This window comes from Pseudomonas sp. ESBL9 (genome assembly GCF_036668715.1).
Classification (GTDB): domain Bacteria; phylum Pseudomonadota; class Gammaproteobacteria; order Pseudomonadales; family Pseudomonadaceae; genus Aquipseudomonas; species Aquipseudomonas lundensis.
This window is the reverse complement of record NZ_JAZEVV010000003.1, coordinates 138,588-164,888: the sequence shown is the minus strand read 5'-3', so window position 1 is coordinate 164,888 and position 26,301 is coordinate 138,588. Positions and strand designations below refer to the sequence as shown.

29 protein-coding genes, 1 tRNA gene and 1 pseudogene are annotated in these 26,301 nt (G+C 59.5%); 13 read left to right on the top strand and 18 right to left on the bottom strand.

Going from position 1 to position 26,301, the window contains the following annotated elements:
• Positions 1-241: 241 nt before the first annotated feature.
• Both glnL and ntrC read left to right on the top strand, forming a co-directional pair.
• Positions 242-1,327 carry a nitrogen regulation protein NR(II) gene (gene glnL / locus V6F78_RS10470; RefSeq protein WP_047272912.1) on the top strand — a complete coding sequence of 362 codons (1,086 nt, stop codon included), beginning with the start codon at positions 242-244 and terminating at the stop codon, positions 1,325-1,327.
• Complete coding sequence (ntrC, locus tag V6F78_RS10465) at positions 1,324-2,757, top strand: nitrogen regulation protein NR(I) (RefSeq protein ID WP_047272911.1); 1,434 nt, start codon at positions 1,324-1,326, stop codon at positions 2,755-2,757. Before glnL ends, ntrC begins: the two co-directional genes overlap by 4 nt.
• A 338-nt stretch (positions 2,758-3,095) precedes the next feature.
• Here ntrC and V6F78_RS10460 read toward each other — a convergent pair whose 3' ends face one another.
• On the bottom strand, positions 3,096-3,536 hold the full coding sequence (locus V6F78_RS10460) for a hypothetical protein (protein ID WP_047272910.1): 441 nt from the start codon (positions 3,534-3,536) through the stop codon (positions 3,096-3,098).
• Between V6F78_RS10460 and trmL the strand changes: the two genes are divergently transcribed.
• Positions 3,535-3,990, top strand: coding sequence for a tRNA (uridine(34)/cytosine(34)/5-carboxymethylaminomethyluridine(34)-2'-O)-methyltransferase TrmL (trmL, locus tag V6F78_RS10455; protein WP_019824836.1), 456 nt, complete (start codon positions 3,535-3,537; stop codon positions 3,988-3,990). The two genes, V6F78_RS10460 and trmL, sit on opposite strands and share 2 nt — an antisense overlap.
• 60 nt (positions 3,991-4,050) lie before the next feature.
• Here trmL and secB read toward each other — a convergent pair whose 3' ends face one another.
• Genes secB through V6F78_RS10440 form a run of 3 tightly spaced genes read right to left on the bottom strand, consistent with a single transcriptional unit; the run spans position 4,051 to position 5,245 of the window.
• Positions 4,051-4,533 (bottom strand): protein-export chaperone SecB, encoded by a 483-nt coding sequence (gene secB / locus V6F78_RS10450; protein WP_047272909.1) that lies wholly within the window; start codon positions 4,531-4,533, stop codon positions 4,051-4,053.
• Between the two features lie 41 nt (positions 4,534-4,574).
• Positions 4,575-4,829 carry a glutaredoxin 3 gene (gene grxC / locus V6F78_RS10445; RefSeq protein WP_047272908.1) on the bottom strand — a complete coding sequence of 85 codons (255 nt, stop codon included), beginning with the start codon at positions 4,827-4,829 and terminating at the stop codon, positions 4,575-4,577.
• A gap of 2 nt (positions 4,830-4,831) precedes the next feature.
• Positions 4,832-5,245 carry a rhodanese-like domain-containing protein gene (locus tag V6F78_RS10440; RefSeq protein ID WP_047272907.1) on the bottom strand — a complete coding sequence of 138 codons (414 nt, stop codon included), beginning with the start codon at positions 5,243-5,245 and terminating at the stop codon, positions 4,832-4,834.
• 148 nt (positions 5,246-5,393) lie between these two features.
• Here V6F78_RS10440 and gpmI point away from each other — a divergent pair, with 148 nt between their 5' ends.
• The 4 genes from gpmI (at position 5,394) to V6F78_RS10420 (ending at position 10,537) form a co-directional block, all read left to right on the top strand.
• Positions 5,394-6,926 (top strand): 2,3-bisphosphoglycerate-independent phosphoglycerate mutase, encoded by a 1,533-nt coding sequence (gene gpmI / locus V6F78_RS10435; RefSeq protein ID WP_047291190.1) that lies wholly within the window; start codon positions 5,394-5,396, stop codon positions 6,924-6,926.
• A 182-nt stretch (positions 6,927-7,108) separates the two neighbouring features.
• Positions 7,109-8,395, top strand: coding sequence for a murein hydrolase activator EnvC family protein (locus tag V6F78_RS10430; protein WP_047272905.1), 1,287 nt, complete (start codon positions 7,109-7,111; stop codon positions 8,393-8,395).
• Between the two features lie 35 nt (positions 8,396-8,430).
• Positions 8,431-9,753, top strand: a complete 1,323-nt coding sequence (locus V6F78_RS10425; RefSeq protein WP_094991166.1) for a S41 family peptidase — start codon at positions 8,431-8,433, stop codon at positions 9,751-9,753.
• Between the two features lies 1 nt (position 9,754).
• On the top strand, positions 9,755-10,537 hold the full coding sequence (locus tag V6F78_RS10420) for a divergent polysaccharide deacetylase family protein (protein ID WP_047281912.1): 783 nt from the start codon (positions 9,755-9,757) through the stop codon (positions 10,535-10,537).
• A gap of 80 nt (positions 10,538-10,617) precedes the next feature.
• Here the strand turns inward: V6F78_RS10420 and V6F78_RS10415 are convergent, their stop codons facing one another.
• The 7 genes from V6F78_RS10415 to V6F78_RS10385 form a co-directional block, all read right to left on the bottom strand.
• Complete coding sequence (locus V6F78_RS10415; protein WP_047272902.1) at positions 10,618-11,373, bottom strand: substrate-binding periplasmic protein; 756 nt, start codon at positions 11,371-11,373, stop codon at positions 10,618-10,620.
• A gap of 72 nt (positions 11,374-11,445) precedes the next feature.
• A complete protein-coding gene (gene hisF / locus V6F78_RS10410; protein ID WP_003438568.1) occupies positions 11,446-12,216 on the bottom strand; it encodes an imidazole glycerol phosphate synthase subunit HisF in 771 nt (256 codons plus the stop codon).
• Between the two features lie 10 nt (positions 12,217-12,226).
• A complete protein-coding gene (hisA, locus tag V6F78_RS10405; protein ID WP_047279760.1) occupies positions 12,227-12,964 on the bottom strand; it encodes a 1-(5-phosphoribosyl)-5-[(5-phosphoribosylamino)methylideneamino]imidazole-4-carboxamide isomerase in 738 nt (245 codons plus the stop codon).
• A 39-nt stretch (positions 12,965-13,003) separates the two neighbouring features.
• On the bottom strand, positions 13,004-13,261 hold the full coding sequence (locus tag V6F78_RS10400; protein WP_047279761.1) for a DUF2164 domain-containing protein: 258 nt from the start codon (positions 13,259-13,261) through the stop codon (positions 13,004-13,006).
• Positions 13,261-13,899, bottom strand: coding sequence for an imidazole glycerol phosphate synthase subunit HisH (gene hisH / locus V6F78_RS10395; protein ID WP_047272899.1), 639 nt, complete (start codon positions 13,897-13,899; stop codon positions 13,261-13,263). The genes V6F78_RS10400 and hisH overlap by 1 nt, the downstream gene beginning before the upstream one ends.
• Positions 13,899-14,492: an imidazoleglycerol-phosphate dehydratase HisB gene (gene hisB / locus V6F78_RS10390; protein WP_047272898.1), complete on the bottom strand. Its 594-nt coding sequence runs from the start codon at positions 14,490-14,492 to the stop codon at positions 13,899-13,901. Before hisB ends, hisH begins: the two co-directional genes overlap by 1 nt.
• A 170-nt stretch (positions 14,493-14,662) precedes the next feature.
• Positions 14,663-16,324 (bottom strand): OFA family MFS transporter, encoded by a 1,662-nt coding sequence (locus V6F78_RS10385; RefSeq protein ID WP_332727138.1) that lies wholly within the window; start codon positions 16,322-16,324, stop codon positions 14,663-14,665.
• 367 nt (positions 16,325-16,691) lie between these two features.
• Here V6F78_RS10385 and V6F78_RS10380 point away from each other — a divergent pair, with 367 nt between their 5' ends.
• The 4 genes from V6F78_RS10380 to V6F78_RS10365 all read left to right on the top strand — a co-directional run bounded on the left by V6F78_RS10380 (position 16,692) and on the right by V6F78_RS10365 (position 20,424).
• Positions 16,692-18,911, top strand: a complete 2,220-nt coding sequence (locus tag V6F78_RS10380; protein WP_047291186.1) for an AsmA family protein — start codon at positions 16,692-16,694, stop codon at positions 18,909-18,911.
• Positions 18,908-19,975 carry an A/G-specific adenine glycosylase gene (gene mutY / locus V6F78_RS10375; RefSeq protein WP_047291184.1) on the top strand — a complete coding sequence of 356 codons (1,068 nt, stop codon included), beginning with the start codon at positions 18,908-18,910 and terminating at the stop codon, positions 19,973-19,975. Before V6F78_RS10380 ends, mutY begins: the two co-directional genes overlap by 4 nt.
• Positions 19,972-20,244: an oxidative damage protection protein gene (locus tag V6F78_RS10370; protein WP_047272894.1), complete on the top strand. Its 273-nt coding sequence runs from the start codon at positions 19,972-19,974 to the stop codon at positions 20,242-20,244. Before mutY ends, V6F78_RS10370 begins: the two co-directional genes overlap by 4 nt.
• 104 nt (positions 20,245-20,348) lie before the next feature.
• Positions 20,349-20,424: transfer RNA gene (locus V6F78_RS10365), tRNA-Phe, on the top strand.
• A 427-nt stretch (positions 20,425-20,851) separates the two neighbouring features.
• Here the strand turns inward: V6F78_RS10365 and V6F78_RS10360 are convergent.
• The 7 genes and pseudogenes from V6F78_RS10360 to V6F78_RS10330 form a co-directional block, all read right to left on the bottom strand.
• Positions 20,852-21,307 (bottom strand): annotated as a pseudogene (locus V6F78_RS10360) (S-type pyocin domain-containing protein); the annotation flags it as partial.
• A gap of 3 nt (positions 21,308-21,310) precedes the next feature.
• A complete protein-coding gene (locus V6F78_RS10355) occupies positions 21,311-21,667 on the bottom strand; it encodes a DUF6572 domain-containing protein (RefSeq protein WP_047291710.1) in 357 nt (118 codons plus the stop codon).
• A 74-nt stretch (positions 21,668-21,741) separates the two neighbouring features.
• Positions 21,742-21,999, bottom strand: coding sequence for a bacteriocin immunity protein (locus V6F78_RS10350; protein WP_047291712.1), 258 nt, complete (start codon positions 21,997-21,999; stop codon positions 21,742-21,744).
• Positions 21,996-22,925: an S-type pyocin domain-containing protein gene (locus V6F78_RS10345; protein ID WP_332727357.1), complete on the bottom strand. Its 930-nt coding sequence runs from the start codon at positions 22,923-22,925 to the stop codon at positions 21,996-21,998. Before V6F78_RS10345 ends, V6F78_RS10350 begins: the two co-directional genes overlap by 4 nt.
• Positions 22,926-22,961: 36 nt before the next feature.
• Positions 22,962-23,318 carry a DUF6572 domain-containing protein gene (locus tag V6F78_RS10340; protein ID WP_169839184.1) on the bottom strand — a complete coding sequence of 119 codons (357 nt, stop codon included), beginning with the start codon at positions 23,316-23,318 and terminating at the stop codon, positions 22,962-22,964.
• Between the two features lie 74 nt (positions 23,319-23,392).
• On the bottom strand, positions 23,393-23,656 hold the full coding sequence (locus V6F78_RS10335) for a bacteriocin immunity protein (RefSeq protein WP_047279765.1): 264 nt from the start codon (positions 23,654-23,656) through the stop codon (positions 23,393-23,395).
• Entirely contained in the window at positions 23,653-25,005 is a 1,353-nt protein-coding gene (locus V6F78_RS10330; RefSeq protein WP_332727135.1) for an S-type pyocin domain-containing protein, read from the bottom strand. The genes V6F78_RS10335 and V6F78_RS10330 overlap by 4 nt, the downstream gene beginning before the upstream one ends.
• Positions 25,006-25,254: 249 nt before the next feature.
• Between V6F78_RS10330 and V6F78_RS10325 the strand changes: the two genes are divergently transcribed.
• Together V6F78_RS10325 and V6F78_RS10320 are read left to right on the top strand one after the other, a co-directional pair.
• The gene (locus V6F78_RS10325) at positions 25,255-25,725 is read left to right on the top strand and encodes a hypothetical protein (RefSeq protein WP_047291714.1); all 471 of its coding nucleotides are present in this window, start codon (positions 25,255-25,257) and stop codon (positions 25,723-25,725) included.
• 274 nt (positions 25,726-25,999) lie between these two features.
• Positions 26,000-26,296, top strand: coding sequence for a DUF3077 domain-containing protein (locus V6F78_RS10320; RefSeq protein ID WP_254658286.1), 297 nt, complete (start codon positions 26,000-26,002; stop codon positions 26,294-26,296).
• The last annotated feature ends 5 nt before the right edge of the window (positions 26,297-26,301 follow it).

The window sequence follows — 26,301 nt, the reverse complement described above, 5'->3', positions numbered from 1 at the left end:
GTGCAGGCGAACTGAATGCTTTCACCAAAAATTGCACTATATTGGTGCATAGATAACCGTTTCTTGAAGCCCTGCGGTCCACTTTGGTTCGACTCGCAGCGTGAAGCCTTCGTTTTCGCCCTATAAACCACCTGTAACCCCTTATTTCTGGCGAATCGCGCTTCTTTTCGGAGCCTTGGTTTGGTTTTTGCATTTTCCTCGTCTCAGCGTGTAACCCGCGCACGTAATCCGGGATCGGCCCATGACCATCAGTGATGCCTTGCACCGACTGCTACTCGACAACCTGACCACAGCGACCCTGCTGCTCAATGCCGACTTGCGCCTTGAGTACATGAACCCCGCAGCCGAGATGCTACTGGCCATCAGCGGTCAACGCAGTCATGGGCAATTCATCAGCGAACTGTTCACCGAATCCACCGAAGCCCTGCATTCATTGCGTCAGGCCGTTGAACAGGCACACCCGTTTACCAAGCGTGAAGCCATGCTGACCTCGCTCACCGGTCAAACCCTGACCGTGGACTACGCCGTTACGCCGATCCTGAGCGCCGGCACCACGCTGCTACTGCTCGAAGTGCATCCGCGTGACCGCTTGCTGCGCATCACCAAAGAAGAAGCCCAGCTGTCCAAGCAAGAGACCAGCAAAATGCTGGTGCGCGGGCTGGCACACGAAATCAAGAATCCCTTGGGCGGTATCCGCGGGGCCGCCCAGCTACTGGCTCGCCAGTTACCGGACGAAGGCTTGCGTGACTACACCAACGTCATCATTGAAGAAGCAGACCGCCTGCGTAACCTCGTGGACCGCATGCTGGGCTCCAACAAGCTGCCGCTGCTGGCCATGACCAATGTGCACGAAGTCCTGGAACGGGTCTGCAACCTGGTCGAGGCCGAGACCCAGGGCAGCATCACCCTGGTGCGCGACTACGACCCCAGCCTGCCCGACCTGCTGATCGACCGTGAGCAAATGATTCAGGCCGTGCTCAATATCGTGCGCAATGCGATGCAGGCCATCGGCGGCCAAAACGAACTGCGGCTGGGGCGTATCACCCTGCGCACCCGCGCCATGCGCCAGTTCACCATTGGCCATATTCGCCATCGACTGGTCACCAAAATCGAAATTATCGACAACGGGCCGGGCATCCCGGCCGAGTTGCAAGACACCCTCTTCTTCCCGATGGTCAGCGGCCGCCCGGACGGTACCGGACTCGGGCTGGCCATCACCCAGAACATCATCAGTCAGCATCAGGGGTTGATCGAGTGTGAAAGCCACCCCGGCCACACGCTCTTCTCGATCTTTCTGCCACTGGAACAAGGAGCCGCATCGACATGAGCCGAAGTGAAACCGTGTGGATCGTCGACGACGACCGTTCAATCCGCTGGGTCCTGGAAAAAGCCTTGCAACAGGAAGGCATGACCACACAAAGCTTCGACAGCGCCGATGGTGTCATGAGTCGCCTGGCTCGCCAGCAACCGGACGTGATCATTTCCGATATCCGCATGCCGGGTGCCAGCGGCCTGGATTTGCTGGCCAGGATCCGCGAGCAACACCCGCGCCTGCCCGTGATCATCATGACCGCGCACTCGGACCTGGACAGCGCAGTCGCGTCCTATCAGGGCGGCGCCTTTGAGTACCTGCCCAAGCCATTTGACGTCGATGAAGCCGTGTCGCTGGTCAAGCGCGCCAATCAGCACGCGCAGGAGCAGCAAGGCTTGTCTGTGGCGCCTGCGCTGGCTCCAACGCCTGAAATCATCGGCGAAGCGCCAGCGATGCAAGAAGTGTTTCGCGCCATCGGGCGCTTGAGCCATTCCAACATCACCGTACTGATCAATGGCGAGTCGGGCACCGGCAAAGAGCTGGTCGCCCACGCCCTGCACCGCCACAGCCCGCGTGCTGCCTCGCCCTTTATTGCGCTGAACATGGCCGCCATCCCCAAAGACCTGATGGAGTCCGAGCTGTTCGGCCACGAAAAAGGCGCGTTTACCGGCGCAGCCAACTTGCGCCGCGGGCGCTTTGAGCAAGCCGACGGCGGCACCCTGTTTCTGGATGAAATCGGTGACATGCCGGCCGATACGCAAACCCGCCTGCTGCGAGTGCTGGCCGACGGCGAGTTCTACCGTGTCGGCGGGCACACACCGGTCAAGGTCGACGTGCGCATCATCGCCGCCACCCACCAGAACCTCGAAACCCTGGTGCAGGCGGGCAAGTTCCGCGAAGACTTGTTCCACCGGCTGAACGTCATCCGCATCCACATCCCGCGCCTGTCGGACCGCCGCGAAGACATCCCGACCCTGGCCCGCCACTTCCTCAGCAGCGCGGCGCAAGAGTTGTCCGTCGAGCCCAAGCTGCTCAAGGCCGAAACCGAGCAATACCTGAAAAACCTGCCATGGCCCGGCAACGTGCGCCAGTTGGAGAACACTTGCCGCTGGATCACCGTGATGGCGTCAGGCCGCGAAGTCCACATCAGCGACCTGCCCCCCGAACTGCTCAACCTGCAGCACGACGCATCGCCCGTCACCAACTGGGAGCAGGCCTTGCGCCAGTGGGCCGATCAGGCGCTGGCCCGGGGTCAGTCCAACTTGCTGGACAGCGCTGTGCCGACGTTTGAACGCATCATGATCGAGACCGCCCTCAAGCACACCGCCGGGCGCCGTCGCGACGCCGCCGTGCTGCTGGGTTGGGGACGCAACACCCTGACCCGCAAGATCAAAGAACTCGGAATGAAGATTGACGGCGACGAGGACGACGGTGAAGACACCTGATTCACCGCGCCAAAAGACCGGCCTCGCACCCTTGGCTGGCAGCATGCACCATTTGCGTGCACCGCTCTGACTCAAGGGTTTGAGGCTCACTGCGTGCCATAAACCGCGACCTGACAAAAAAGCCCCGGAATCCGGGGCTTTTGCGTCTGTGGTCATTTTTTTGTGAGCCCGTTGCAAAAACTGGCACGCACCCTGCAATAACCCTGATAACGCTTTAGGGGACCCTGGTACAGGCAGGCCAGGACTCCCCACTTTTACACCCGCGACCTTGATGCCCTGTGCATGAACGCGCACCCCGGTTTGGGGAACTCGGTACAGGCAGGCCGGACTTCCCTCTTTTATTGCTCACGCAGATTGACCTGCAAACGCCAGCGCCCGTCCTGCGGCGCACCGACCCAGTCGCCCTGCAGCGCACGGGCCGCCACCACCGTCAGCAACAACCCACCGTCGGTGCGTCGCACCCGCCAGTTCACCTCTTTACCGTTGAGCGTGAACTGACCGTTCTGCGCCTTGCCCTGGGCATCGAACAACAGACCCACCGTGCCGTCGACCATCTCCCCATGCAGCTTGGGCTCATCGCTGAACCACACCGCCAGGGCGCCCGGCAACACCTCTACGTGCTGCAATTGAACCGGCTCGGGCGTGGTCAACCGACCAATCATCATGCCCACCATTAACCCGACAATCGCCAAAGAACCCAAAACACGCGGCCAGAGTTTAGGTCGCGGGTCCTCTTCGGGAGTAGAATCGTGCCCATCTTTACGTTCGGAGCCGTGCATGTTTCACGTCATCCTTTTTCAACCAGAAATTCCGCCGAATACCGGCAACATTATCAGGCTGTGCGCCAACAGCGGCTGCCACCTGCATTTGATTGAGCCCATCGGCTTTGAGCTCGACGACAAGCGCCTGCGCCGCGCCGGGCTCGATTACCACGAGTATGCGCCGCTCAAGCGCCATGCCGATCTGGCCAGTTGCCTTGAAAGCCTGGGGCATCCGCGCCTGTTCGCCTTCACCACCAAAGGCTCAAAGCCGTTTCACGACGTTCAGTTTGCCGAGGGCGATGCCTTTATCTTCGGTCCTGAAAGCCGTGGTCTGCCGCCTGAAGTGCTCGACGCACTGGACGGCGAGCACCGCTTGCGCCTGCCGATGCGCGAAGGCTGCCGCAGCCTGAACCTGTCCAACACCGTGGCCGTCGCGGTGTATGAAGCCTGGCGTCAGTTGGGCTTCAAGTAATACAGGGCCAGCCCCATAAAAAAAGCGCCGTTACGGCGCTTTTTTTGTCACATCGGCTGTTTATTGAACAGTCGGTGTGCCTTCTTCCTGCATGCGCTGCAGCTCTTGCGCGTACAGGGCATCGAAGTTCACCGGCGACAGCATCAGGGCCGGGAACGAACCACGGGTCACCAGGCTGTCCAGGGTTTCACGGGCATAAGGGAACAAGATGTTCGGGCAGAACGCGCCCAACGTGTGGTTCATCGAGCCCGCATCAAGGTTTTTGATCAGGAAGATGCCAGCCTGTTGCACTTCAGCAATGAACGCCACTTCTTCAGCGTTTTTGACCGTGACCGACAAGGTCAGCACGACTTCGTAGAAATCACCTTCCAGCGGCTTCTGACGAGTGTTCAGATCCAGCGCAACGGTCGGTTCCCACTGCTGACGGAAGATAGCCGGGCTTTTCGGCGCTTCGAACGACAGGTCACGCACGTAGATACGCTGCAGCGAGAATTGTGGGGAAGTATCGTCTTCAGTCGCAGCGGTGTTCTGTTGGTCAGTCATCACAGATCCTTGTTGATCTTGGGGCTTATAGAGAATGAGAGTCAGACGTGCAGCAGCGCGTCCAATTTACCGGCACGCTCAAGCGCAAACAGGTCATCGCAGCCGCCAACGTGCGTGTCACCGATCCAGATTTGCGGCACGGAGGTACGGCCTGCTTTCTGGGCCATGTCGGCGCGCACCTGTGGCTTGCCATCGACCTTGATTTCCTCAAAGGCGACGCCTTTCTTTTCTAGCAGGGCCTTGGCCCGCATGCAGTAGGGGCAATAGTCGCTGGAATACACGGTGACCTTGGACATGGTTACTTCACCACAGGCAGGTTATCGGCGCGCCAGCTGGCGATGCCACCGGACAACTTGGCTGCGTTGTAACCGGCTTTCAACAGTTCACGCGCATGGGAACCGGAGTGCTGGCCTTGAGCGTCAACCAGGATCAGGGTCTTGCCCTTGTGCTTGTCCAGCTCGGCAATGCGCGCCATCAGCTTGTCTTGCGGAATATTCAGCGCCCCCACGATGTGGCCGGCAGCGAAGTCCTTGGCCGGGCGAATATCAATCACCACACCCTCGTCGCGGTTGACCAGGCCGGTCAGTTCGCCGGTGCTGATGCTACGTCCGCCACGGCTCATTTCGTGGGCAATCAACAACGCCAGCAGGATGACAAACGCGCCCACCAACAGGTAGTGAGAAGTGGCAAATGCAATCAGGTGATCAACCATCAGAAGGTTCCAGGGTCGTAAAATGTGGGCCAGTATACACAGCCGCCTTGGTCGGCCAAACCCCGCCCGGCGGTGACGCCACATGAACTTCGCTTTAAACTGCCCGTCCTCTGCAACCCTTCTTCTAAACCAGCCACGAGTGGGATCTATGACTACCACGCCTAAACCTTTGGTCCTGATCATCCTGGATGGCTTCGGTCACAGTGAAAGCCACGAATACAACGCCGTTTATTCGGCCAAGAAACCGGTGCTCGATCGTCTCTGCGCAAGCATGCCAAACGGCCTGATCTCAGGTTCAGGCATGGATGTCGGCTTGCCGGACGGGCAAATGGGCAACTCCGAGGTTGGCCACATGAACCTGGGCGCTGGCCGCGTGGTGTATCAAGACTTCACCCGTGTCACCAAATCGATCCGCGATGGCGAGTTCTTCGAAAACCCGACCCTTTGCGCGGCGGTCGACAAGGCTGTTGCCCAGGGCAAGGCCGTGCACATCATGGGCCTGCTGTCCGACGGTGGCGTGCATAGCCATCAGGACCACCTGGTGGCTATGGCCGAACTGGCGTTCAAGCGCGGCGCCGAAAAGATCTACCTGCACGCGTTCCTGGATGGCCGTGACACCCCGCCCAAAAGCGCGTCCTCTTCGATTGAGTTGCTGGACGAGGCCTTCAAAGACCTCGGCAAAGGCCGCATTGCGAGCTTGATCGGTCGCTACTTCGCCATGGACCGCGATAACCGCTGGGACCGCGTCGAGCAAGCGTACAACCTGATTGTCGATGGCAAAGGCCAGTTCAACGCCGCCACCGCCCAAGAAGGCCTGGAAGCGGCGTACGCCCGTGGCGAAAGCGACGAATTCGTCAAAGCCACCACCCTCGGCGAGCCGGTCACCGTTGAAGACGGCGATGCCGTGGTGTTCATGAACTTCCGCGCCGACCGCGCCCGCGAGCTGAGCCGCGCGTTCGTCGAAGACGACTTCACGGCGTTTGCGCGTGCCCGTCAGCCAAAACTGGCCGACTTTGTGATGCTGACCCAATACGCGGCCAGCATTCCGGCTCCGAGCGCATTCGCGCCGGGCAGCCTGGAAAACGTGCTGGGCGATTACCTGGCGAAGAACGGCAAAACCCAGCTGCGCATTGCCGAAACCGAAAAATACGCCCACGTGACCTTCTTCTTCTCCGGCGGCCGCGAAGAACCATTCCCGGGCGAAGAACGCATCCTGGTGCCCTCACCGAAAGTCGCGACCTACGACCTGCAGCCTGAAATGAGCGCGCCCGAAGTCACCGACAAAATCGTCGATGCCATTGAGCACCAGCGTTACGACGTGATCGTGGTCAACTACGCCAACGGCGACATGGTGGGCCACAGCGGCGTATTCGATGCCGCAGTCAAAGCCGTGGAATGCCTGGACACCTGCGTGGGCCGGATTGTCGAAGCGCTGGAAAAAGTCGGCGGCGAAGCCCTGATTACGGCCGACCACGGCAACGTCGAGCAGATGTCCGACGCGTGCACCGGCCAGGCGCACACGGCTCACACCTGCGAGCCGGTGCCGTTCATTTATGTCGGCAAACGCAACTTCAAGGTGCGTGAGGGCGGCGTCCTGGCCGACGTGGCACCGACCATGCTTAAGTTGCTGGGCTTGCCACAGCCAGCAGAAATGACCGGCAAATCGATCCTGGTCGACTAATGTAAACCTGTGACGCTGGCACAGGCTGCCCACAAGGACGGTGCAACGCTCAAGCAAACCGGCGTATGCACCGCCCTTCACAGCCTGCGGCAGCGACTACGGGTATTTCATCTCACGGATTTCTCATACTTAACGAGGGCGGGCATACTAGGCCGTCCCATTCCCCAGGTGTCGCCCGCCCCATGCTCCGCGCCCTTATAGCCCTGACTCTCACGTGCATGCTGCAACCGGCCTTTGCCGATGAGCGTGCGCAAACCCAACAACAGCTTGAAGCCACCCGCCAGGACATCGGCGAGCTGAAAAAACTGCTCGGCAAACTCCAGGAAGAAAAATCCGGCGTGCAGAAAGACCTGCGCAGCACCGAGACCGACATCGGCAAGCTGGAAAAACAGGTAGAGGAGCTCCAAAAAGAACTAAAAAAGAGTGAAGGCGAGCTGCTGCGCCTTGATAGTGAGAAAAAAAAACTCAACAGCGCAAAAGTTGAACAGCAACGCCTGATCGCCATTCAGGCCCGGGCCGCGTATCAGGGCGGCCGTCAGGAATACCTGAAAATGCTGCTCAACCAACAACACCCCGAAAAATTCGCCCGCACCCTCACCTATTACGACTACCTGAGCCAGGCCCGCCTGGAGCAGCTCAAAGGGTTCAATGAGACCCTGCGCCAACTGGCCAACGTCGAAGCCGACATCAACCAGCAACAGGCGCAATTGTTGACGCAAAAAAGCGACCTCGACAGCCAGCGCGCCGAACTCGACAAGGTCAAAGCCGAGCGCCAGCAAGTCCTGGCCAAGCTCAACAAGGACGTCAAAGACCGCGACCAGAAGTTGCAGGCCCGCGAGCAGGATCAGGCAGATCTGGCTAAAGTCCTCAAGACCATCGAAGAAACCCTGGCGCGTCAGGCACGCGAAGCCGAGGCCGCACGCCAGAAAGCCTTGCTGGCCCAGCAAGAAGCCGAACGTAAACGCCAGCGCGAGGCTGAATCGGTTGTGACCGACGCCCCGCGTAAACCCGTCAAATCCACACCCGGCGCACTGGTCTCCAGCGCCGGGGTTTCGTATGGCGGACCTTTTTCTCAGGCACGCGGCAAACTTCCGTGGCCCGTTGATGGTCGATTGCTTGCGCGCTTCGGTGAAAGCCGTGGCGATGATGCCCGTACCAAGTGGGATGGCGTGATGATCAGCGCAGGCGCGGGCACTCAGGTGCACGCCGTGCATGGCGGACGCGTGGTGTTTGCCGACTGGCTGCGCGGTGCGGGCCAGTTGGTCATCCTGGACCACGGTAATGGCTACTTGAGCTTGTATGGCCACAACCAGACGCTGCTCAAGTCGGCTGGAGACATCGTAAAAGCCGGGGAAGTGATTTCCACCGTGGGTAACAGCGGTGGCCAGGCCACGCCAGCGCTGTATTTTGCTATTCGTCAGCAGGGCCGCCCGAGCGACCCCGCACAATGGTGCCGCGCTCAAGGATGAGCCCATCACCTTTAATACGTAGGAGTTCGCTCAACATGCCGCACTTGTCCCGCCTCAACTCGCTGGCCCTGACAATCGCCCTGGTGATTGCTTCGCCTCTGGCCCTGGCGGCCGGGCAGACCGCCCAGCCCGCCGCCGCTGCCGCCAGTGCCAGCGCCAAGGCCCCGCTGCCGCTGGATGAGCTGCGCACCTTTGCCGAGGTCATGGACCGCATCAAAGCCGCGTACGTTGAGCCGGTGGACGACAAGACCCTGCTCGAAAACGCCATCAAAGGCATGCTCAGCAACCTTGATCCGCACTCTGCGTACCTGGGCCCTGAGGATTTCGCGGAGCTGCAAGAAAGCACCAGCGGCGAATTCGGCGGGCTGGGGATCGAAGTCGGCACCGAAGACGGCAATATCAAAATCGTGTCGCCCATCGACGACACCCCTGCCAGCAAGGCCGGGATTCAGGCAGGCGACTTTATCGTCAAGATCAATGGCCAGCCGACCCGCGGCCTGACCATGACCGAAGCCGTGGACAAGATGCGCGGCAAGGTCGGGCAAAAAATCACCCTGACCCTGGTACGCGATGGCGGCACGCCGTTTGACGTGAACCTCACCCGCGCCAACATCCAGGTCAAAAGCGTGAAAGCGCAATTGCTCGAAGACGGCTACGGCTACATCCGCATTACCCAGTTCCAGGTCAAGACCGGCGAAGAAGTCGCCGCGGCCCTCGCCAAGTTGCGCCGTGACAATGGCAACAAAAAGCTCAAGGGCATCATTCTCGACCTGCGCAACAACCCCGGCGGCGTGCTGCAATCGGCAGTCGAAGTGGTGGATCACTTCATCACCAAGGGCCTGATCGTCTACACCAAAGGGCGGATCGCCAACTCCGAACTGCGTTTCTCGGCCACCGGCAAGGACCTCAGCGAAAACGTACCGCTGGTGGTGCTGATCAACGGCGGCAGCGCCTCGGCCTCGGAAATCGTGGCAGGTGCCCTGCAAGACCAAAAACGCGGCGTGGTCATGGGCACCACCAGCTTCGGCAAAGGCTCGGTGCAAACCGTGTTGCCACTGAACAATGACCGGGCGCTGAAAATCACCACCGCGCTGTATTTCACGCCCAACGGCCGCTCGATTCAGGCCCAGGGCATCGTGCCGGACATCGAAGTCAACCGCGCCAAAATCACCCGCGAGCAAGACACCGAGTACTTCAAGGAAGCCGACCTGCAAGGTCACCTCGGCAATGGCAACGGCGGTGCGGACAAGCCGACCGGCTCTGGCGTGAAAGCCAAACCGATGCCACAGGATGACGACTTCCAGTTGAGCCAGGCGCTGAGCCTGCTCAAGGGGCTGAGCATTACGCGCGGCAATTGAGATGCGTTTTTCGCTCGTCCTCAGTCTGCTCTGCTGCCTGACCGGTGCCGCCCACGCGGCGCCGGCCAGTCATCCCGCCACCGCGCACAAGGCTTACCTGAGCCTGATCATCGATGACCTGGGGCAAAACCTGCCACGCGACCGCCGCGTGCTGGGCCTGCCCGGCCCGGTCACCACGGCGATCATGCCCGACACGCCCCACGCCGCCGAATTTGCCCGCGAAGCCTACAAGGCGGGCAAGATCGTCATCCTGCACATGCCCATGGACCCGGCCACCGGCCCGTTTGCATGGCACCCCGACTTGCCGCTCGACGAACTCGAAAAACGCCTGAACGCTGCGTTCAAGGCCGTGCCCTACACCAGTGGCATCAACAACCACATGGGCAGCCGCATGACCTCCCAACCCCAGGCCATGGCGTGGTTGATGGGCGACTTGCAGCGTCGGCACAAGTTCTTTGTCGACAGCCGCACCAGCGCGCAAACGGTCGCCGCCGCCGAGGCGCAAAAAATTGGCCTGGCGAGCGTGTCGCGGGACGTCTTTCTGGACGACGTGCGCACCGAGCAAGCCATCACCACGCAGCTTGAAACCGCGATCAAACTCGCCCGCAAGCAAGGCTCGGCGGTGATGATCGGCCACCCGTACCCACAAACACTGGCGGTACTGGAGCGCGAACTGCCCAAGCTCAAAGCCCAGGGCATCGACTGGATTGATATTCGGCAAATGATCGGCGTGCGCAGCAACAAGGCCATGGCCGGGCACGGCAAGGACGGGGTTTACCGCTAAAAGCGCGTGTCGCTGCGGGCTGAGGTGGTGGCGGGTTAAGCCGCCGCATGCCCAGAGAGCGACGACAGGCAGGGCGTGAGTTACAAATACTTCGCGCGGATTTTCTCAACCACGCCTTCGGCCCGCAGTTCATCGAGCGCGTTCTGCAATTTGGCCACCACGGCGTCAGGCACTTCTTTATTCAGCGCCAGATACAGTTCGGCCTGATGGAATCGCAACACCGTCTTGAACCCTGAAATGCCCACTTGTCGCGCCAGAAAACGCCCGGCCGGATCGCCCGTGGCCCACAGGTCGATCTTGCCCGCTTGCAGCCTTCTCGCGTTGTCCTGATCGCGCAACACAATCACGGGGTTCAGGCCTTTTTTCTGAAGGTCGAGCGCAATCACGTCTTCTTTGTAGGCGCCGATCCGGTATGGCCGGGCCTGCTCCAGCGAAGTCAGGCTGATCGGACTGTCGGCGCGGGCCAGTAACACCCAGTCATCCGGGCCGATGGGCCCGACCCATTTGAACAACGCCTCGCGCTCCGGCACACGGGCGGTGACGAACACGCCAAAGCCGGGTTTTTCCAGGGCAAGGTTGTAGATACGCTCCCAAGGGAACCGCAGGGTCATGCTGTAGGGAATGCCCGCACGGGCAAAGGTAGCGCGCAGTACATCGACGGCGATGCCTTCGAGGTTCTGGTCTTGAGCGAAGTTCTTGCCGTTTTTCGCCATGTTGTAAGGCGGAAAATTCTCAGTCAGCAACACCAGCGACGTTCGTGGAACATCCGCAGCAAACACGGCGCTGGCCAGCAACAGAGTGGCGCTGGCAACAACGGGCACTATTCGTTTCAACATACGGGCGACCTGAATCCATGGCGTGCCCAAGAGTGCCGTGGGCTCGCCATGCTTGTCCAGTAGCCTTTCGGGTTAGCGCACCACGATCCCGCGCTCAGCCATGTAGGCCTTGGCCTCGGGCACGGTGTATTCGCCAAAGTGGAAAATACTCGCCGCCAACACAGCACTGGCGTGGCCTTCAAGGATGCCATCGGCCAAATGCTGAAGGTTGCCGACGCCGCCCGAGGCGATCACCGGAATCCCCAGTGCATCACTGATGGCGCGGGTCACGCCCAGATCGAAACCGCTTTTCATGCCGTCCTGATCCATGCTGGTGAGCAGAATTTCACCCGCGCCCAGCCCTTCCATCTTCATCGCCCACTCAACGGCATCCAGCCCGGTTGGCTTGCGCCCACCGTGGGTGAAGATTTCCCAGCGCGGGGTTTCGCCCGGCAAAGACACCTTCTTGGCGTCAATCGCCACCACGATGCACTGCGAACCGAAATGCTGCGCGGCCTCGCCCACAAACTCAGGGTTGAACACGGCGGCCGTATTGATCGAGACCTTGTCTGCGCCCGCATTCAGCAGGTTGCGGATGTCCTGAATGCAGCGCACGCCACCGCCCACGGTCAGCGGGATGAACACCTGGCTGGCCATGCGCTCAACGGTGTGCAGCGTGGTGTCGCGACCATCGACGCTGGCGGTGATGTCGAGGAACGTAATTTCGTCGGCACCCTGCTCATCGTAGCGACGGGCGATTTCGACCGGATCGCCCGCATCGCGGATGTTCTCGAACTTGACGCCCTTGACGACCCGGCCGTTATCCACGTCCAGGCAAGGGATGATGCGTTTGGCTAACGCCATGACGTTCTCCTCAGGCCTTGTAGCTGTCGCAGAAGGCTTGGGCCTCGGCCACATCCAGCGTGCCTTCATAGATAGCACGACCGGTGATGGCACCCACGATGCCCGGCGCCTTGGCGTCCATCAGGGCCTTGATATCGCCCAGGTTGTGGATGCCGCCCGAAGCGATCACAGGGATGGTGGTCGCGGCCGCCAGTGCAGCGGTGTAGCTCACGTTGCAGCCCTGCATCATGCCGTCTTTGGCGATGTCGGTATAAACGATGGCCGACACGCCGTCTGCTTCAAAACGCTTGGCCAGATCGATCACTTGCACGCTGCTGACTTCTGCCCAGCCATCAGTGGCCACAAAGCCGTCTTTAGCGTCCATGCCCACGATGATCTTGCCGGGGAAGGCACGGCAGGCCTCAGCCACGAACTCAGGGTTCTTCACCGCTTTGGTGCCCAGAATCACGTAGCTCACGCCCGCCTTGACGTAGTGCTCGATGGTTTCCAGCGAGCGGATTCCGCCGCCGATCTGGATCGGCAAATGCGGATAGCGCTTGGCAATGGCCGTGACCACGTCGCCATTGACCGGCTGGCCTTCAAACGCGCCGTTCAAGTCGACCAGGTGCAAGCGGCGGCAACCACCGTCTACCCATTTGGCGGCCATGCTCACCGGGTCATCGGAGAACACCGTGGAATCTTCCATGCGGCCCTGGCGCAGACGTACACAGGCACCGTCTTTTAGATCGATAGCGGGGATAATCAGCATCTGGCAAACCTTTAAATTCGGGAGTCAACGACTCGGAAATCAGTTCTTTTCGAGCGCCCACAGGTCGCTTTCGATGCTCTCGAACCTCTCTTTGAGGTGCGCCTGCACATCGAAAATCGCGCGATTGTAGTAATGCGGCGCGATTTCGCGGGTGAACAGCTCAAGGATTTCAGCCGCCTCGAACGAACCGAGGTCCAGTTCGAAACGGTCTTCCATAAAGCGTTTGATCTTGCTGTTGGCTTCGTTCTCTTGCTCGGGGGTGAGCGTGAGAATCGGCGGCTTTGGCTTGCGCGCCATTACCAGCGCCCGTCCCAGGCCACGAAGTTTTCCAGCAACTGCAAGCCGTGGGTATGGCTTTTTTCGGGGTGGAATTGCACCGCGAAGCGCGAGCCTTCAGCCAGCGCGGCGGCAAAATCGACGCCGTAATGCCCGCCACCCACTACCTGCCGGGGGTTGCCCGCTGCGATGTAGTAGCTGTGAACAAAGTAGAAGCGCGCCAGGTCCGGGATGCTGTGCCACAGAGGGTGATCGACCTTCTGTTGCACTTCGTTCCAGCCCATGTGCGGCACTTTGAGGTGCTCGCCGTTTTCGTGCAGGTCTTTGCCAAAAAACTTCACCTGACCGGGGAACAGGCCAATGCAGTCGACCCCGCCGTTCTCTTCACTGCTGTCGAGCAAGGCTTGCATGCCGACACAAATGCCGAGGAACGGACGGTCCTGACTGACTTCGCGCACCAGCGCGTCGAAACCCAGGCGACGGATTTCCGCCATGCAGTCGCGAATCGCGCCCACACCGGGAAACACCACACGGTCGGCTTCACGGATCACGTCCGCATCGCTGGTAATCAGCACGCGACCGGCGCCGACGTGTTCCAGCGCCTTGGCGACCGAGTGCAGGTTACCCATGCCGTAATCGATGACCGCCACTGTCTGCATCAGAGCACGCCCTTGGTAGAAGGCATTTGCCCGGCCATGCGCTCATCGAGCGTAATCGCCATGCGCAGCGCGCGGCCGAACGCCTTGAATACGGTTTCGATCTGGTGGTGCGTGTTGGTGCCGCGCAGGTTGTCGATGTGCAGCGTCACGTTGGCGTGGTTCACGAAGCCCTGAAAGAACTCCTGAAACAGGTCAACGTCAAAGCCGCCAACGGTGGCGCGGGTATAGGGAATATGCATTTGCAGGCCCGGACGGCCGGAAAAGTCGATGACCACACGCGACAGCGCTTCATCCAGCGGGACATAGGCGTGGCCGTAGCGGGTCATGCCTTTTTTGTCGCCAACCGCTTGGCTGAAGGCTTTACCGAGGGTAATGCCGACGTCTTCGACGGTATGGTGATCGTCGATATGCAGGTCGCCTTTGCACTCGATGTCCAGGTCGATCAGCCCATGTCGGGCGATCTGGTCGAGCATGTGCTCAAGAAAAGGCACACCGATATCGAATCGGGCCTTACCGGTACCATCCAAGTTGATCGAGGCTTTGATCTGGGTTTCCAGAGTATCGCGCTCGACTGACGCCTTACGTTCGGCCATCACCAGCTCCGCAAAATCATTGGGCGAAAAAGGTGGCCATTATAGGCACGGGTCCGGCAAACAGAAACACGCAAGGGGATAAGTCTGACAGAGAGGGGTTCGCGCCTCAGGCACAGCGGTTGCCCGAGGCCGCGAGAGGGGCGCCACCCTTGCGGCGGCGCACGACGGGATTATTGAAACAGCACCGCCGTCTTCTGCACGGTGACCCACACGCCCCACAGCAGCGGAATCCCCACCGCCAGCCAGGCGGCCACGGTCAACGGCAAGCTGCCCGGCGCGGCTTTCCACTCCAGCGACGTCGTGGCGTCAGCGCCTTTGTCGTGCCCCAGCGCCTGCTCGGCCGCCAGTTGTGCATCGGTCATGAAGTACTTGTCATCCACCGGGCGCACCAGCAAGTTGCAGATAAAGCCCAGCACCAGCAAGCCCGCCAGAATGTACAGCGTGATGTCATACGCCGCGGCGCGTTCCACGCCGATGCTCAACTGATATTCACGCAAGTAGTTGACCAGCACCGGCCCCAGCACGCCCGCGGCTGCCCAGGCTGTCAGCAGACGACCATGGATCGCCCCCACCATCTGCGTGCCGAACAGGTCCGCCAGGTAAGCCGGAACCGTGGCAAAACCACCGCCGTACATCGACAGGATGATGCAAAACGCCGCCACGAACAGCGACACATTGCCCAGATGCCCCAGGTTGGGCACCAGCGCGTACAGCGCAAAACCCAAGGCAAAGAACACGAAATAGGTGTTTTTGCGCCCCAGGTAATCGGAGAACGAGGCCCAGAAAAAGCGCCCGCCGATGTTGAACAGACTCAACAGCCCGGTGAAGCCCGCCGCAATTGCCGCGATCTGCGCCAGTTGCGCCGCATCCAGTTGGCTGAACGACAGCTCATTGCCCAACAACTTGCCGGCAAAGACTTCCTGCAACAACGGCGAGGCCATGCCCAGAATGCCGATACCCGCCGAAACGTTCAGGCACAGCACCAGCCACACCAGCGCAAACTGCGGGGTTTTCCAGGCCACGCTGACGTGAACGTGACGCTGGGTAATCATCGCGTTCGCGGCTTTTTTCGCCGGTGGCGTCCAGCCTTCAGGCTTCCAGCCGGTAGGCGGCACCCGGTAAGCCAGCGCGCCACCGATCATGAACACAAAATAAATCGCCGCCATGACCACAAAGCTCTGCCACACGCCCACGCTGTCCGGGGTCGCAAAGTGGCCCATCAATGCCGCCGCCAGAGGCGCGCCCACCATGGCACCGCCGCCAAAACCCATGATGGCCATGCCCGTGGCCATGCCGCGCTTGTCCGGGAACCACTTGATCAGGGTCGAGACCGGCGAGATGTACCCCAGCCCCAGCCCGATACCGCCAATCACCCCCGAGCCCAGCCACATCAACCAGATCTGATGGGTATAAATGCCCAGCGCCGAAATCAGCAAACCGCCACACCAGCACAGCGCCGACACTACGCCGGCCTTGCGCGGCCCGGCATGCTCAAGCCAGCCACCCCAGACCGCGGCCGAACACCCCAGAAAGATAAAGAACAAGGTGTAGATCCAGCCGAGCATCGAGATCGGCCAGTCGCATTGCGACGAAAACACCTGTGCGATGAAACTCATGTCGGGCGCACACGCCACCGGCGCGGTAACCCCCAGCGCCTTGGACAGCGGCAGCCAGAACACAGAAAAACCATAAGCCATGCCAATGCACAAATGGATGGCCAGCGCGGCAGGTGGAACCAGCCAACGATTAAAACCGGGTGTTGCGACGATGCGTTCTTTGGACAGGAACGCCGGCTGTGAGGCAAGGCTGCCCGCAGCAATGCTGGTGCTCATTGATATTTCCCCCATGAAATAGAAGGTTCTCCAGACACGCTCATGCCCTGACTTTGGCGCCCTTAAGCGCACAGTCTTGTTATTGGCGTAAGTTCGAGGCGCGACAATGCGCCGCAGAAGGCCCGAAAAACAGGCGGAGATTACCATTTGGTCGTAGGAGAAAGATCAAACTGATGCGGTCTTTTGCGTCAAAACTGATCTTATTTTTCAGACTCAAAACTGATCAGCGGTCTAAACCGCACTTCACCGCTTTAACCCCAACGGCTTCGACTCAAGTCGCATCGGGTCACAGGCGGCTGACGCGTGGCGCTATACTCTGCGGCTAAATTTAAAACTGACCTTCACACAGACTTACAAGGATCCGCCCATGAAAGCGTTCGGCAAAATCCTGGGTCTGGTGCTTCTCGGATTGTTGCTGATCATCGTGGCTCTGGGCTTTGCCTTGAGCCATTTGTTTGATCCCAACGACTACAAAGACGAGATCCGCCAGATAGCCCGTGACAAAGCCCACATTGAGCTGACTCTCAATGGCGACATTGGCTGGAGCCTCTTCCCCTGGCTCGGCCTTGAATTGCACGACGCCAGCGTGGCCACCCTCGCCGCGCCGAACAAACCGTTCGCTGACCTGCAAATGATTGGCCTGTCCGTGCGCGTGCTGCCGCTGCTGCGCAAAGAAGTGCAAATGAGCGACGTGCGCGTTGAAGGCCTGAACCTGCGCCTGACCCGCGACACAGCCGGCCATGGCAACTGGCAAGACATCGGCCAGCCCGCACCGACCACCGCCAGCACTGAAACACCGGCTCAACCGGCAGCGCCCGCGTCGAGCGCCAAACCCGACACCGCCAGCCAGCCGATCAAACTCGACATCGACAGCCTGACCGTGAACAACGCGCGGGTTGAGTACAACGACGAACAAAACGGCAAGCAGTTCAGCGCAGAAAGCATCCAGCTGAGCACCGGCCCGATTCACGAGGCCACCAGCACCCCGGTCAAATTGACCGCGTTTCTGGGCACCAACCAGCCTGTTATGCGCGTCAAGACCGAAGTCGACGGCAAACTGCGCTTTGACCGCGTCCTCAAGCGCTACCAGTTCGAAGACATGAGAATCACTGGCGAAGCGTCGGGCGAACCGCTGCAAGGCAAAACCGTCACCTACGCCGCGCAAGGGCAAATACTGGTCGATCTGGCTGCGAACGTCGCTGAATGGAGCAGTTTGAAGATTTCCGCCAACCAGCTGCGCGCGCTGGGTGAGCTAAAAGCCCACAGCCTGGACACCACTGCGCAGATCAGCGGCGGCCTGTCGATTGCCCAGCTTGACCTGGCCAAGTTCCTCGACAGCATCGGCCACCCGTTGCCGCCCATGGCGCCGGGCAGCCTGAGCAAAGTCGAAATGGTCAGCCGCCTGTCCGGCACGCCCACCAGCGTGACCTTCGATGAGCTGAACCTGAAAGTGGACGACAGCACCTTTACCGGCCGCATCGCCGTCGAAGACTTCGCCAAACAGGCCCTGCGCATCCAGCTCAAAGGCGACACGTTTGACGCTGATCGCTACCTGCCACCCAAAACCGCAGAAGCCACCAGCGCCACCGCCGCACGCCAGGCCGAAGTGCAATCGAGCGAGGCTGGCGCACTGGCCGCTTCGGGCGACACGCCTTTGCCCGCTGCACCGACCAAAAGTGGCTGGAGCACCGCCAAGCTGATTCCGGTCACTCGCCTCAAGGCGCTGGACCTGACCGCCGACATCAGCTTCGGTCAACTGACCATCAGCAAACTGCCGATCCAGAACGCAGCCCTCAAAGCCAACAGCCAGGGCGGCCTGCTGACCCTCGAAACCCTGCGTGGCGATCTGTACAAAGGTCACTTTGCCGCCAACGGCAGCCTGGATGTGCGGCCGATGCTGCCGCTGGTGAACCTGCAAACCCGGATCAACAACGTACCCGTGGAAAAAATCCTGCAGAGCCAGGGGCAAAAACCGCCAATCAATGGCCTGCTGACCCTCGACAGCAACGTCACTGGCAGCGGCAACAGCCAGAACGCGCTGATTGAAAGCCTCAACGGCACCGCCAATTTCGTGCTCAACGACGGTGTGCTGCTCAACGCCAACCTTGAACAGCAACTGTGCCAGGGCATCGCCACCCTCAATCGCAAAACCCTGAGCGGCGCGCCCCGCGGCAAAGACACGCCCTTCAAGGCGCTCAAAGGCAGCCTGGTCTTCCACAACGGCGTGGCCAGCAACCCTGACCTGATCGTGCGCATCCCCGGCATGAGCGTCAAAGGCGATGGCGACATCGACCTGCGCGTTCTGGGCATGGATTACCGCATCGGCATCACCGTTGAAGGCGACAAGAGCGCCATGCCTGACCCGGCGTGTCAGGTCGGTAAAAACTTCGTCGGGGTCGAGCTGCCTTTGCGCTGCCGTGGCCCGCTGGAGCTGGGCGCCAAGGCCTGCCGTCTGGACAAGGAAGGCCTGGGCAAAGTCGCGGCCAAAGTGGCGGGCAACAAAATCAGCGAGAAGCTTGAAGAGAAACTCGGTGACAAAGTCAGCCCGGAACTCAAAGAGGCCCTCAAGGGGCTGTTCAAGCGATGAGAGACGAGCAGTTCGCAACTGTGGTGCTTGAGTGGTTCGATCGCCACGGCCGCCACGACCTGCCCTGGCAACAGGGCATCACCCCTTACCGGGTGTGGGTCTCGGAAATCATGTTGCAGCAAACCCAGGTCAGCACCGTGCTGAACTACTTCGACCGGTTCATGGCGTCATTGCCGACGGTCCAGGCGCTGGCCGCCGCCCCCGAAGACGAAGTGCTGCACCTGTGGACGGGGCTGGGTTACTACACCCGGGCCCGCAACCTGCAAAAAACCGCCAAGATCGTCGTCGAGCAATACGGCGGCGAATTCCCCCAGGACGTCGAAAAACTGGTGGAGCTGCCCGGCATCGGGCTGTCCACCGCAGGGGCGATTGCCAGCATCAGCATGGGCCTGCGCGCCCCTATCCTGGACGGCAACGTCAAACGCGTGCTGGCCCGCTACACCGCGCAAGAGGGGTATCCGGGCGAGCCCAAAGTGGCCAAACAGCTGTGGGCCACCGCCGAACGCTTCACCCCCCACGACCGCGTCAACGCCTACACCCAGGCGATGATGGACATGGGCGCGACACTTTGCACGCGCACCAAGCCGAGCTGCCTGCTGTGCCCGCTTGAAACCGGCTGCCAGGCGCACATGCTGGGCCTTGAGACCCGCTACCCGATCCCCAAACCGCGCAAAGCCGTGCCGCTCAAACGCACCTTGATGCCGATGCTGGCCAATGGCGAGGGCGCGATCTTGCTCTATCGCCGCCCGTCGACGGGGCTGTGGGGCGGTTTGTGGAGCTTGCCAGAACTCGACGACCTCAAGGACATCGAACACCTGGCGCTGCAACACGCACTCACGGTCGGCACGCAACAGCCCATGCCCGGCCTGACCCACACGTTCAGCCACTTCCAGCTGGCCATCGAACCCTGGCTGATCCACGTCAAGGAGTCCGGCCATCACGTGGCCGAGGCTGACTGGCTCTGGTATAACCTCGCCACCCCGCCGCGCCTGGGCCTGGCGGCGCCGGTGAAAAAACTGCTCAAGCACGCAGCCGACCTATTGAACGCAGGAGAGTCGTCATGACCCGCACCATCATGTGCCGCAAGTACAAAGAAGAATTGCCCGCGCTGGAACGCGCGCCCTTTCCGGGCGCCAAAGGTCAGGACATATTCGACCACGTCTCGGCCAAGGCCTGGGCCGACTGGCAAAAACACCAAACCCTGCTGATCAACGAAAAGCGTTTGAACATGATGAACGCCGAAGACCGCAAATACCTGCAAGGCGAGATGGACAAGTTCTTCAGCGGCGAGGAATACGCAAAAGCAGAAGGCTACGTTCCGCCAAGCGAATAAACCCCGGTTTTAAAGGGTTTGGTCTGTAAGCGACGGTAATAATTAAATATTTTTCAAAAAAGTGTTTGACGGATTATCGAAAAAGGCTTCTAATGCGCCCCGTTGCCCAGATAGCTCAGTCGGTAGAGCAGGGGATTGAAAATCCCCGTGTCGGCGGTTCGATTCCGTCTCTGGGCACCAAAATACCGAGAAACCCCCAAGGAACCATGTGTCCTTGGGGGTTTTTTATTGCCTGCGATTTTAGGGTTGCTGGACCAAGGCGCTTTAGGCGCGGGATTGAAAGCCGTCCAACTGACTTTCGGTACCAGCCCCAGCACTGAATAGTTTTAATCTGAATACAGTTTTCAGCTTGAGAGCCTCCCTCAGACACGCTGAGACGTCGGCCACGCTGCCCACCCCCGCGCAGCCCTTTCGTTTCCCCAGGCGCGCCACAGGGCCTCTAAGCACTTTACCGCCTCGCGCCCCAGACACTTGCAAGTCACGCGGTATGCGCGGCGGCAGGACGCTACAGCACATATCAAGAACCGAGAATCAAGACAAACGAGCGGCTCTCCCTCTCAAGTGAAAAGCCCAATAGCGTTGACCCTCCTTTTTAGTTCAAGCGCCTATCCGCCTGTTCGGTGGGCGGATAAATCCAAATCTGGGGTGCCTGTGGAGCGCCTTCTAACGCTAGAGTACCTAAGGTGTTGGACGGGTCAGCGGCGGGGGTCCATATCAGGGTTACGCCATCGCCCAAGTCAGCCACTTGCCGGGAGCCTTGGGCAACGAACTGCACCACGGGAATCATTTCCCAGTCGCGACGCTTCTGGGTGTTGTACCCGTACCCCTTCAAGGTGCCATCGGCCTGCTGCTCAACGTGCAGGCGAACACGCGTACGTCCTTCTTTGAGCGTCTGGAGCTGTTCTTCGGTATATAGGCTGCTGTCGCCCAAGCTGGATGGCCACAGCAATGCAACCACGCCCACCAAAAGACCCGCAGCAACACCCGTGGTGGGCCCGGACGCCACAGCGCCAGCGGTGCCAGTAGCCACACCAGCCAATAGAAGTGATCCCAGTGAAGCGGGTCGTCACCTATTGCGAATTTTCTCGCTTTCTTTCAGCACGAACTCAAAGCCGATACCTGCACCTTTCAGTAGGTCAGTAACTCGGTCTATAAAGGTTTGGCCTTGTGCTGGCAGCTCATACAAACCGTTAACTCGGATGATGGGTAGCTTGTCTTTCGCGGGCGGGTAGCTTTCCAATAACTCTGCGCTCTCAATGAACGCAACGTAGCTGTTGATCTTTTCTTGAAGCAGTAGCAGGTGTTCGCCTTGTTGCGCTTTATCACCCCACTCAAGGTGGTCAGTGATTACCAAAATTACGTTTTCAGGCTCCCACTCGGGCACCGCAATAATATCGACTACTTTTGTTTCGGTGATGGACATGTCTGCCCCCTCAGAGGCTGGGGTTGGGTCGAATGATGTCAATTCTGGTGCCTCCGGGGAAGCCGGGTTTTCCTTTACCTACAACCGTACCTGAATCCCGGCAAGCCTTGAGCAGCGCGCCACGCTTTCACCGTCTTGGTGATGCCTGATGCCGAATCATCAGCGCCGTCTTCTGGGTAGAAAATCAGGTCGGACCCGGCAGGATGCTCGCTCACTTCTTCGAAGAGAAACACCATCTTGTCTACTTCCAGCTCCGTGCCATCGTGGCTAATGATGCGCTGTAGCAGGGCTTCGAATTCGCTTTCTGTGTATTCGCTGAATGTGTTTTTCATGATGTCAGCCTGTCTTCCTTATGAATTTCAACGTGACGCTTTGGCGTGGCTACGCAGAGGTTATCAATGTCGTAAATAGCGCCCCCATGTTGAATGTGTTCGATGTGGTGTATCTCGTAACGACCGTTCCCGCCGTTGCGTTCCGCTTTCGGTGCAAACGGTGAATTGCCTTTCGCTAGCCAGCCTTGGTTGGTGGAGTTGAACTGCCTCAATAGTTCGGGATCATTGCCTATGGCAGTCCAGAGTGCAGCCCTGAAATCATCGAAACGCTTAAATGTCTGTCCCCGCAACTGATCGGCAATTCTCGTTGGTATCGGTGAGCCAAACCCTGTGCCAGCGCCAGCAAGCCAGATGCCGGATATGTCTTGTCCTTGGCCAGTGACAGCGCCTGTTGAGTGGCGAGCACCCACTACGATGTACAACGACTGCACACCAGAATCAGCCGGGAATACCAGAATGAAATCTTTGTAAGCGTCCGGGTAGAGCGGACTGACGATGATGTTATCCGCCTGTTCGGTGGGCGGATAAATCCAAATCTGGGGTGCCTGTAGAGCACCCTCTAACGCTGGAGTACCTAAGGTGTTGGACGGATCAGCGGCGGGGGTCCATATCAGGGTTACGCCATCGCCCAAGTCAGCCACTTGCCGGGAGCCTTGGGCAACGAACTGCACCACGGGAATCATTTCCCAGTCGCGGCGCTTCTGGGTGTTGTACCCGTACCCCTTCAAGGTGCCATCGGCCTGCTGCTCAACGTGCAGGCGAACACGTATACGTCCTTCTTTAAGCGTCTGGAGCTGTTCTTCTGTATATAGGCTGCTGTCGCCCAAGCTGGATGGCCACAGCAATGCAACCACGCCCGCCAAAGTACCAACAGCAACACCCGTGGTGGTCCCGGACGCCACCGCGCCAGCGGTGCCAGTAGCCACACCACCCAATAGAAGTGATCCCGGTGAAGCGGGTCGTCACCTATTGCGAATTCTCTCGTTTTCTTTCAGCACGAACTCAAAGCCGATACCTGCACCTTTCAGTAGGTCAGTGACTCGGTCTATAAAGGTTTGGCCTTGTGCTGGCAGCTCATACAAACCGTTAACTCGGATGATGGGTAGCTTGTCTTTCGCGGGCGGGTAGCTTTCCAATAACTCTGCGCTCTCAATGAAAGCAACGTAGCTGTTGATCTTTTCTTGAAGCAGTAGCAGGTGTTCGCCTTGTTGCGCTTTATCACCCCACTCAAGGTGGTCAGTGATTACCAAAATTACGTTTTCAGGCTCCCACTCGGGCACCGCAATAATATCGACTACTTTTGTTTCGGTGATGGACATGTCTGCCCCCTCAGAGGCTGGGGTTGGGTCGAATGATGTCAATTCTGGTGCCTCCGGGGAAGCCGGGTTTTCCTTTACCTACAACCGTACCTGAATCCCGGCAAGCCTTGAGCAGCGCGCCATTTTTTGAGTGTGCGCGTGATGCCTTCGGCTGAGTCGTCAGCATCGTCCTCGGGGAAAAATATCAAGTCCGAGCCTGCTGGATGTTCACAGATCGTGTTGAAGTGATGCACGAGTCTGTTCTCTTCCTCTTCGCTTGCGTCGTTCCCGATAATGCGTTGAAGCAGCTCTATGAATTCCTGTTCGGTGTAGTCGGAAACACTGTTTTTCAAAATCATTGTCTGTCTTCCTTGTGAATCGCTACGTGTCGTTTTGGCGTCATTATTGCGAGGTTGTCTACGTCGTACACCGCGCCGCCATGCTGAACGTTTTCAATATGATGGATCTCGTAGCGAGCGTTTTCACCGTTGTGCTCTGGTCTTTGAGCGAAGGGGGCTTTGCCATTTCGTAGTTTGTTTTGGTTCGTGAGCTTGAACTGGCTCAATAGCGCTGGGTCATTGCCCACGGCAGTCCAGAATGCCTTCCTGAAAGCATCGAAACTGCTAAAGCGTTTTCCGATAAGTTGACTGGCAATACTTGTGGGTACGGGCGCTCCGAGTCCAGAACTCGCCCCGGCTAACCAGAGGCCCGTCACATCTTTCCCCTGTCCTGTAACGGTACCGGGGGCAAGCCGGACATTCATCACGATGTACAGCGGCTGAATGCCAGAGTCAGCCGGGAACACAAGGATGAAGTCTTTGTACTCGGGCGGGTAGATCGGGTTGACGATGATGCTATCCGCTTTCTCAGATGGCGGATAAATCCAGATTTGTGGGGCTTGAGGTGCACCCTCTAACGCTGGAATACCTACGGTGTTGGACGGATCAGCGGCGGGGGTCCATATCAGGGTTACGCCATCGCCCAAGTCAGCCACTTGCCGGGAGCCTTGAGCAACGAACTGCACCACGGGAATCATTTCCCAGTCGCGGCGCTTCTGGGTGTTGTACCCGTACCCCTTCAAGGTGCCGTCGGCCTGCTGCTCAACGTGCAGGCGAACACGTATACGTCCCTCTTTAAGCGTCTGGAGCTGTTCTTCTGTATATAGGCTGCTGTCGCCCAAGCTTGACGGCCACAGCAATGCAACCACGCCCACCAAAAGACCCGCAGCAACACCCGTGGTGGGCCCGGACGCCACAGCGCCAGCCGTGCACAAACCCCCACAAGACACACCGCCAGCGGTGCCAGTAGCCACACCACCCAATAGAAGTGTTCCCAGCGACGAGGGTACGGAGCCGCTGATTTTCTTAAGGGGAATGTTTCCTTGTGCATCCGTTTCACGGCCACCCAGCAAGGCAAACTCGCCATATTGGCTAACCGGATCGGTGGGGATGGCTCCGCCGGGACTGATGTAGTTAATGGTCCCTTCTGGCAGCGTGCAACGCTTGGCAAAGACGCATCCGCGTGAGGCCACCACATCCGGCTTCTTGATCGAACGCCTGCGTGCGTCAGCTTCCCGCTCGTTCCGTGCATTCGCCGCCAGTGTTCTATCCCAAGCGGCCTGTGCTTGCTCTGTCGCCTCCCTATGTCGCCGGTTGCCGTCTATCCCATTACATCCCAGGGTATTGGGGAAAATGTTCTTAACCGCCATAACACCGCCTCTGCAATTTGACGATCCGTATTCACCGCCTAAGTGCAACAGGACGCTACTTCACAGGTGTTTGGCTTGTCGGTAGGAAGATTCTCAAGATTTATAAAAAGTCGTCTATCAGGCCTACCGGTTGTGGCCCGGGTTTACAGGGGTGAAGGGAGATAGAGCACGGATATCCAGCCACTTCGCTTGGCGATTGCGAAGAGATGGAGTTCAATCCCCTCCTCAGCCTCCACAGGACACACGTTCATGGCAACGCCAAAGAAACAGCACAAGCACGCGCAGCGGGCCAAGTCCAAAGCCAAACAGAATCGTATGGGCAAGCCAGCGAAAGCCTCGGCTTCGGCCCTGATCGATCATCCGTTCGATGACGTCAAAATCGACCTCAGCACTTTCGACTTCCAGGACATCAAGGAAAACGGCTTCGAGCCTGAGGATTTCGACGACCTGTTCCAGGCCATGAAAGCCGCTGAAACCCGCGGCCTGCAAGCGATGTGCAGTGTGTTCCTGCAATACCCGGTGCTGGAGCTGGTGATTTCGGAAGAAGAGGAAGAGGACGCCACCGATTTTCTGATGGGTTTGCTGATTGCCTTCCGCATGACCGTGCACGGTGACGACGAAGACGCCGCGCTGGCATGGGTCGAAACCCCGACCTTCCAGACCGCTTACGTTGAAGCCTCGCGCCTGCTGGCCGAGCGCAGCGCCCGCAACACGCTCTGACAGTCAGGCTGCGCACCGGTGCGCAGCGCCCGATTTGCCAAGTCAGTGTGCGAGGGATAAAGTCCGCAGCGTCACGGTCAATCCCGTGGCCGGGCGTAGGAACCCGATTCAAAGTTGGCGCGTAGCGCCCAAGACTGTCTTTCCGGCGTTTTTTTATGTCCGGAATAACGCTCTATGGCAGCTGTGTGCGGGCAGACTTCGGTCTGGCCGGGTGCCAACTTTCCCGGTATTCCTACCCCGCACATGGCTGCCACCCAATCCCGTAGGAAGGAACGTGGCAGCTCTTACTGAAAAGTTGGAGATCTTCATGCCGCACCTCACCACCCCGCTCGCCTTCCACGAAACCGGCCCGGCCCATCACAACCACCTGCTGTTCAGCGTGACACCCGACATCCCCGCCGTTCACGCCTTGCACAGCGCCAGCGAACTGCTGTCCGCCGCCACCCACACGCTGGACGCAGCCGCCACCGGCACGCTGTGTATCGACGCCCATCAGGCGTTCCTGCTGAGCCACGCCTTGCGCGCGGTCAAAGCCACCGTGGACGCCCTCGGGCAGGCGCCCGCCGACTGACCGCC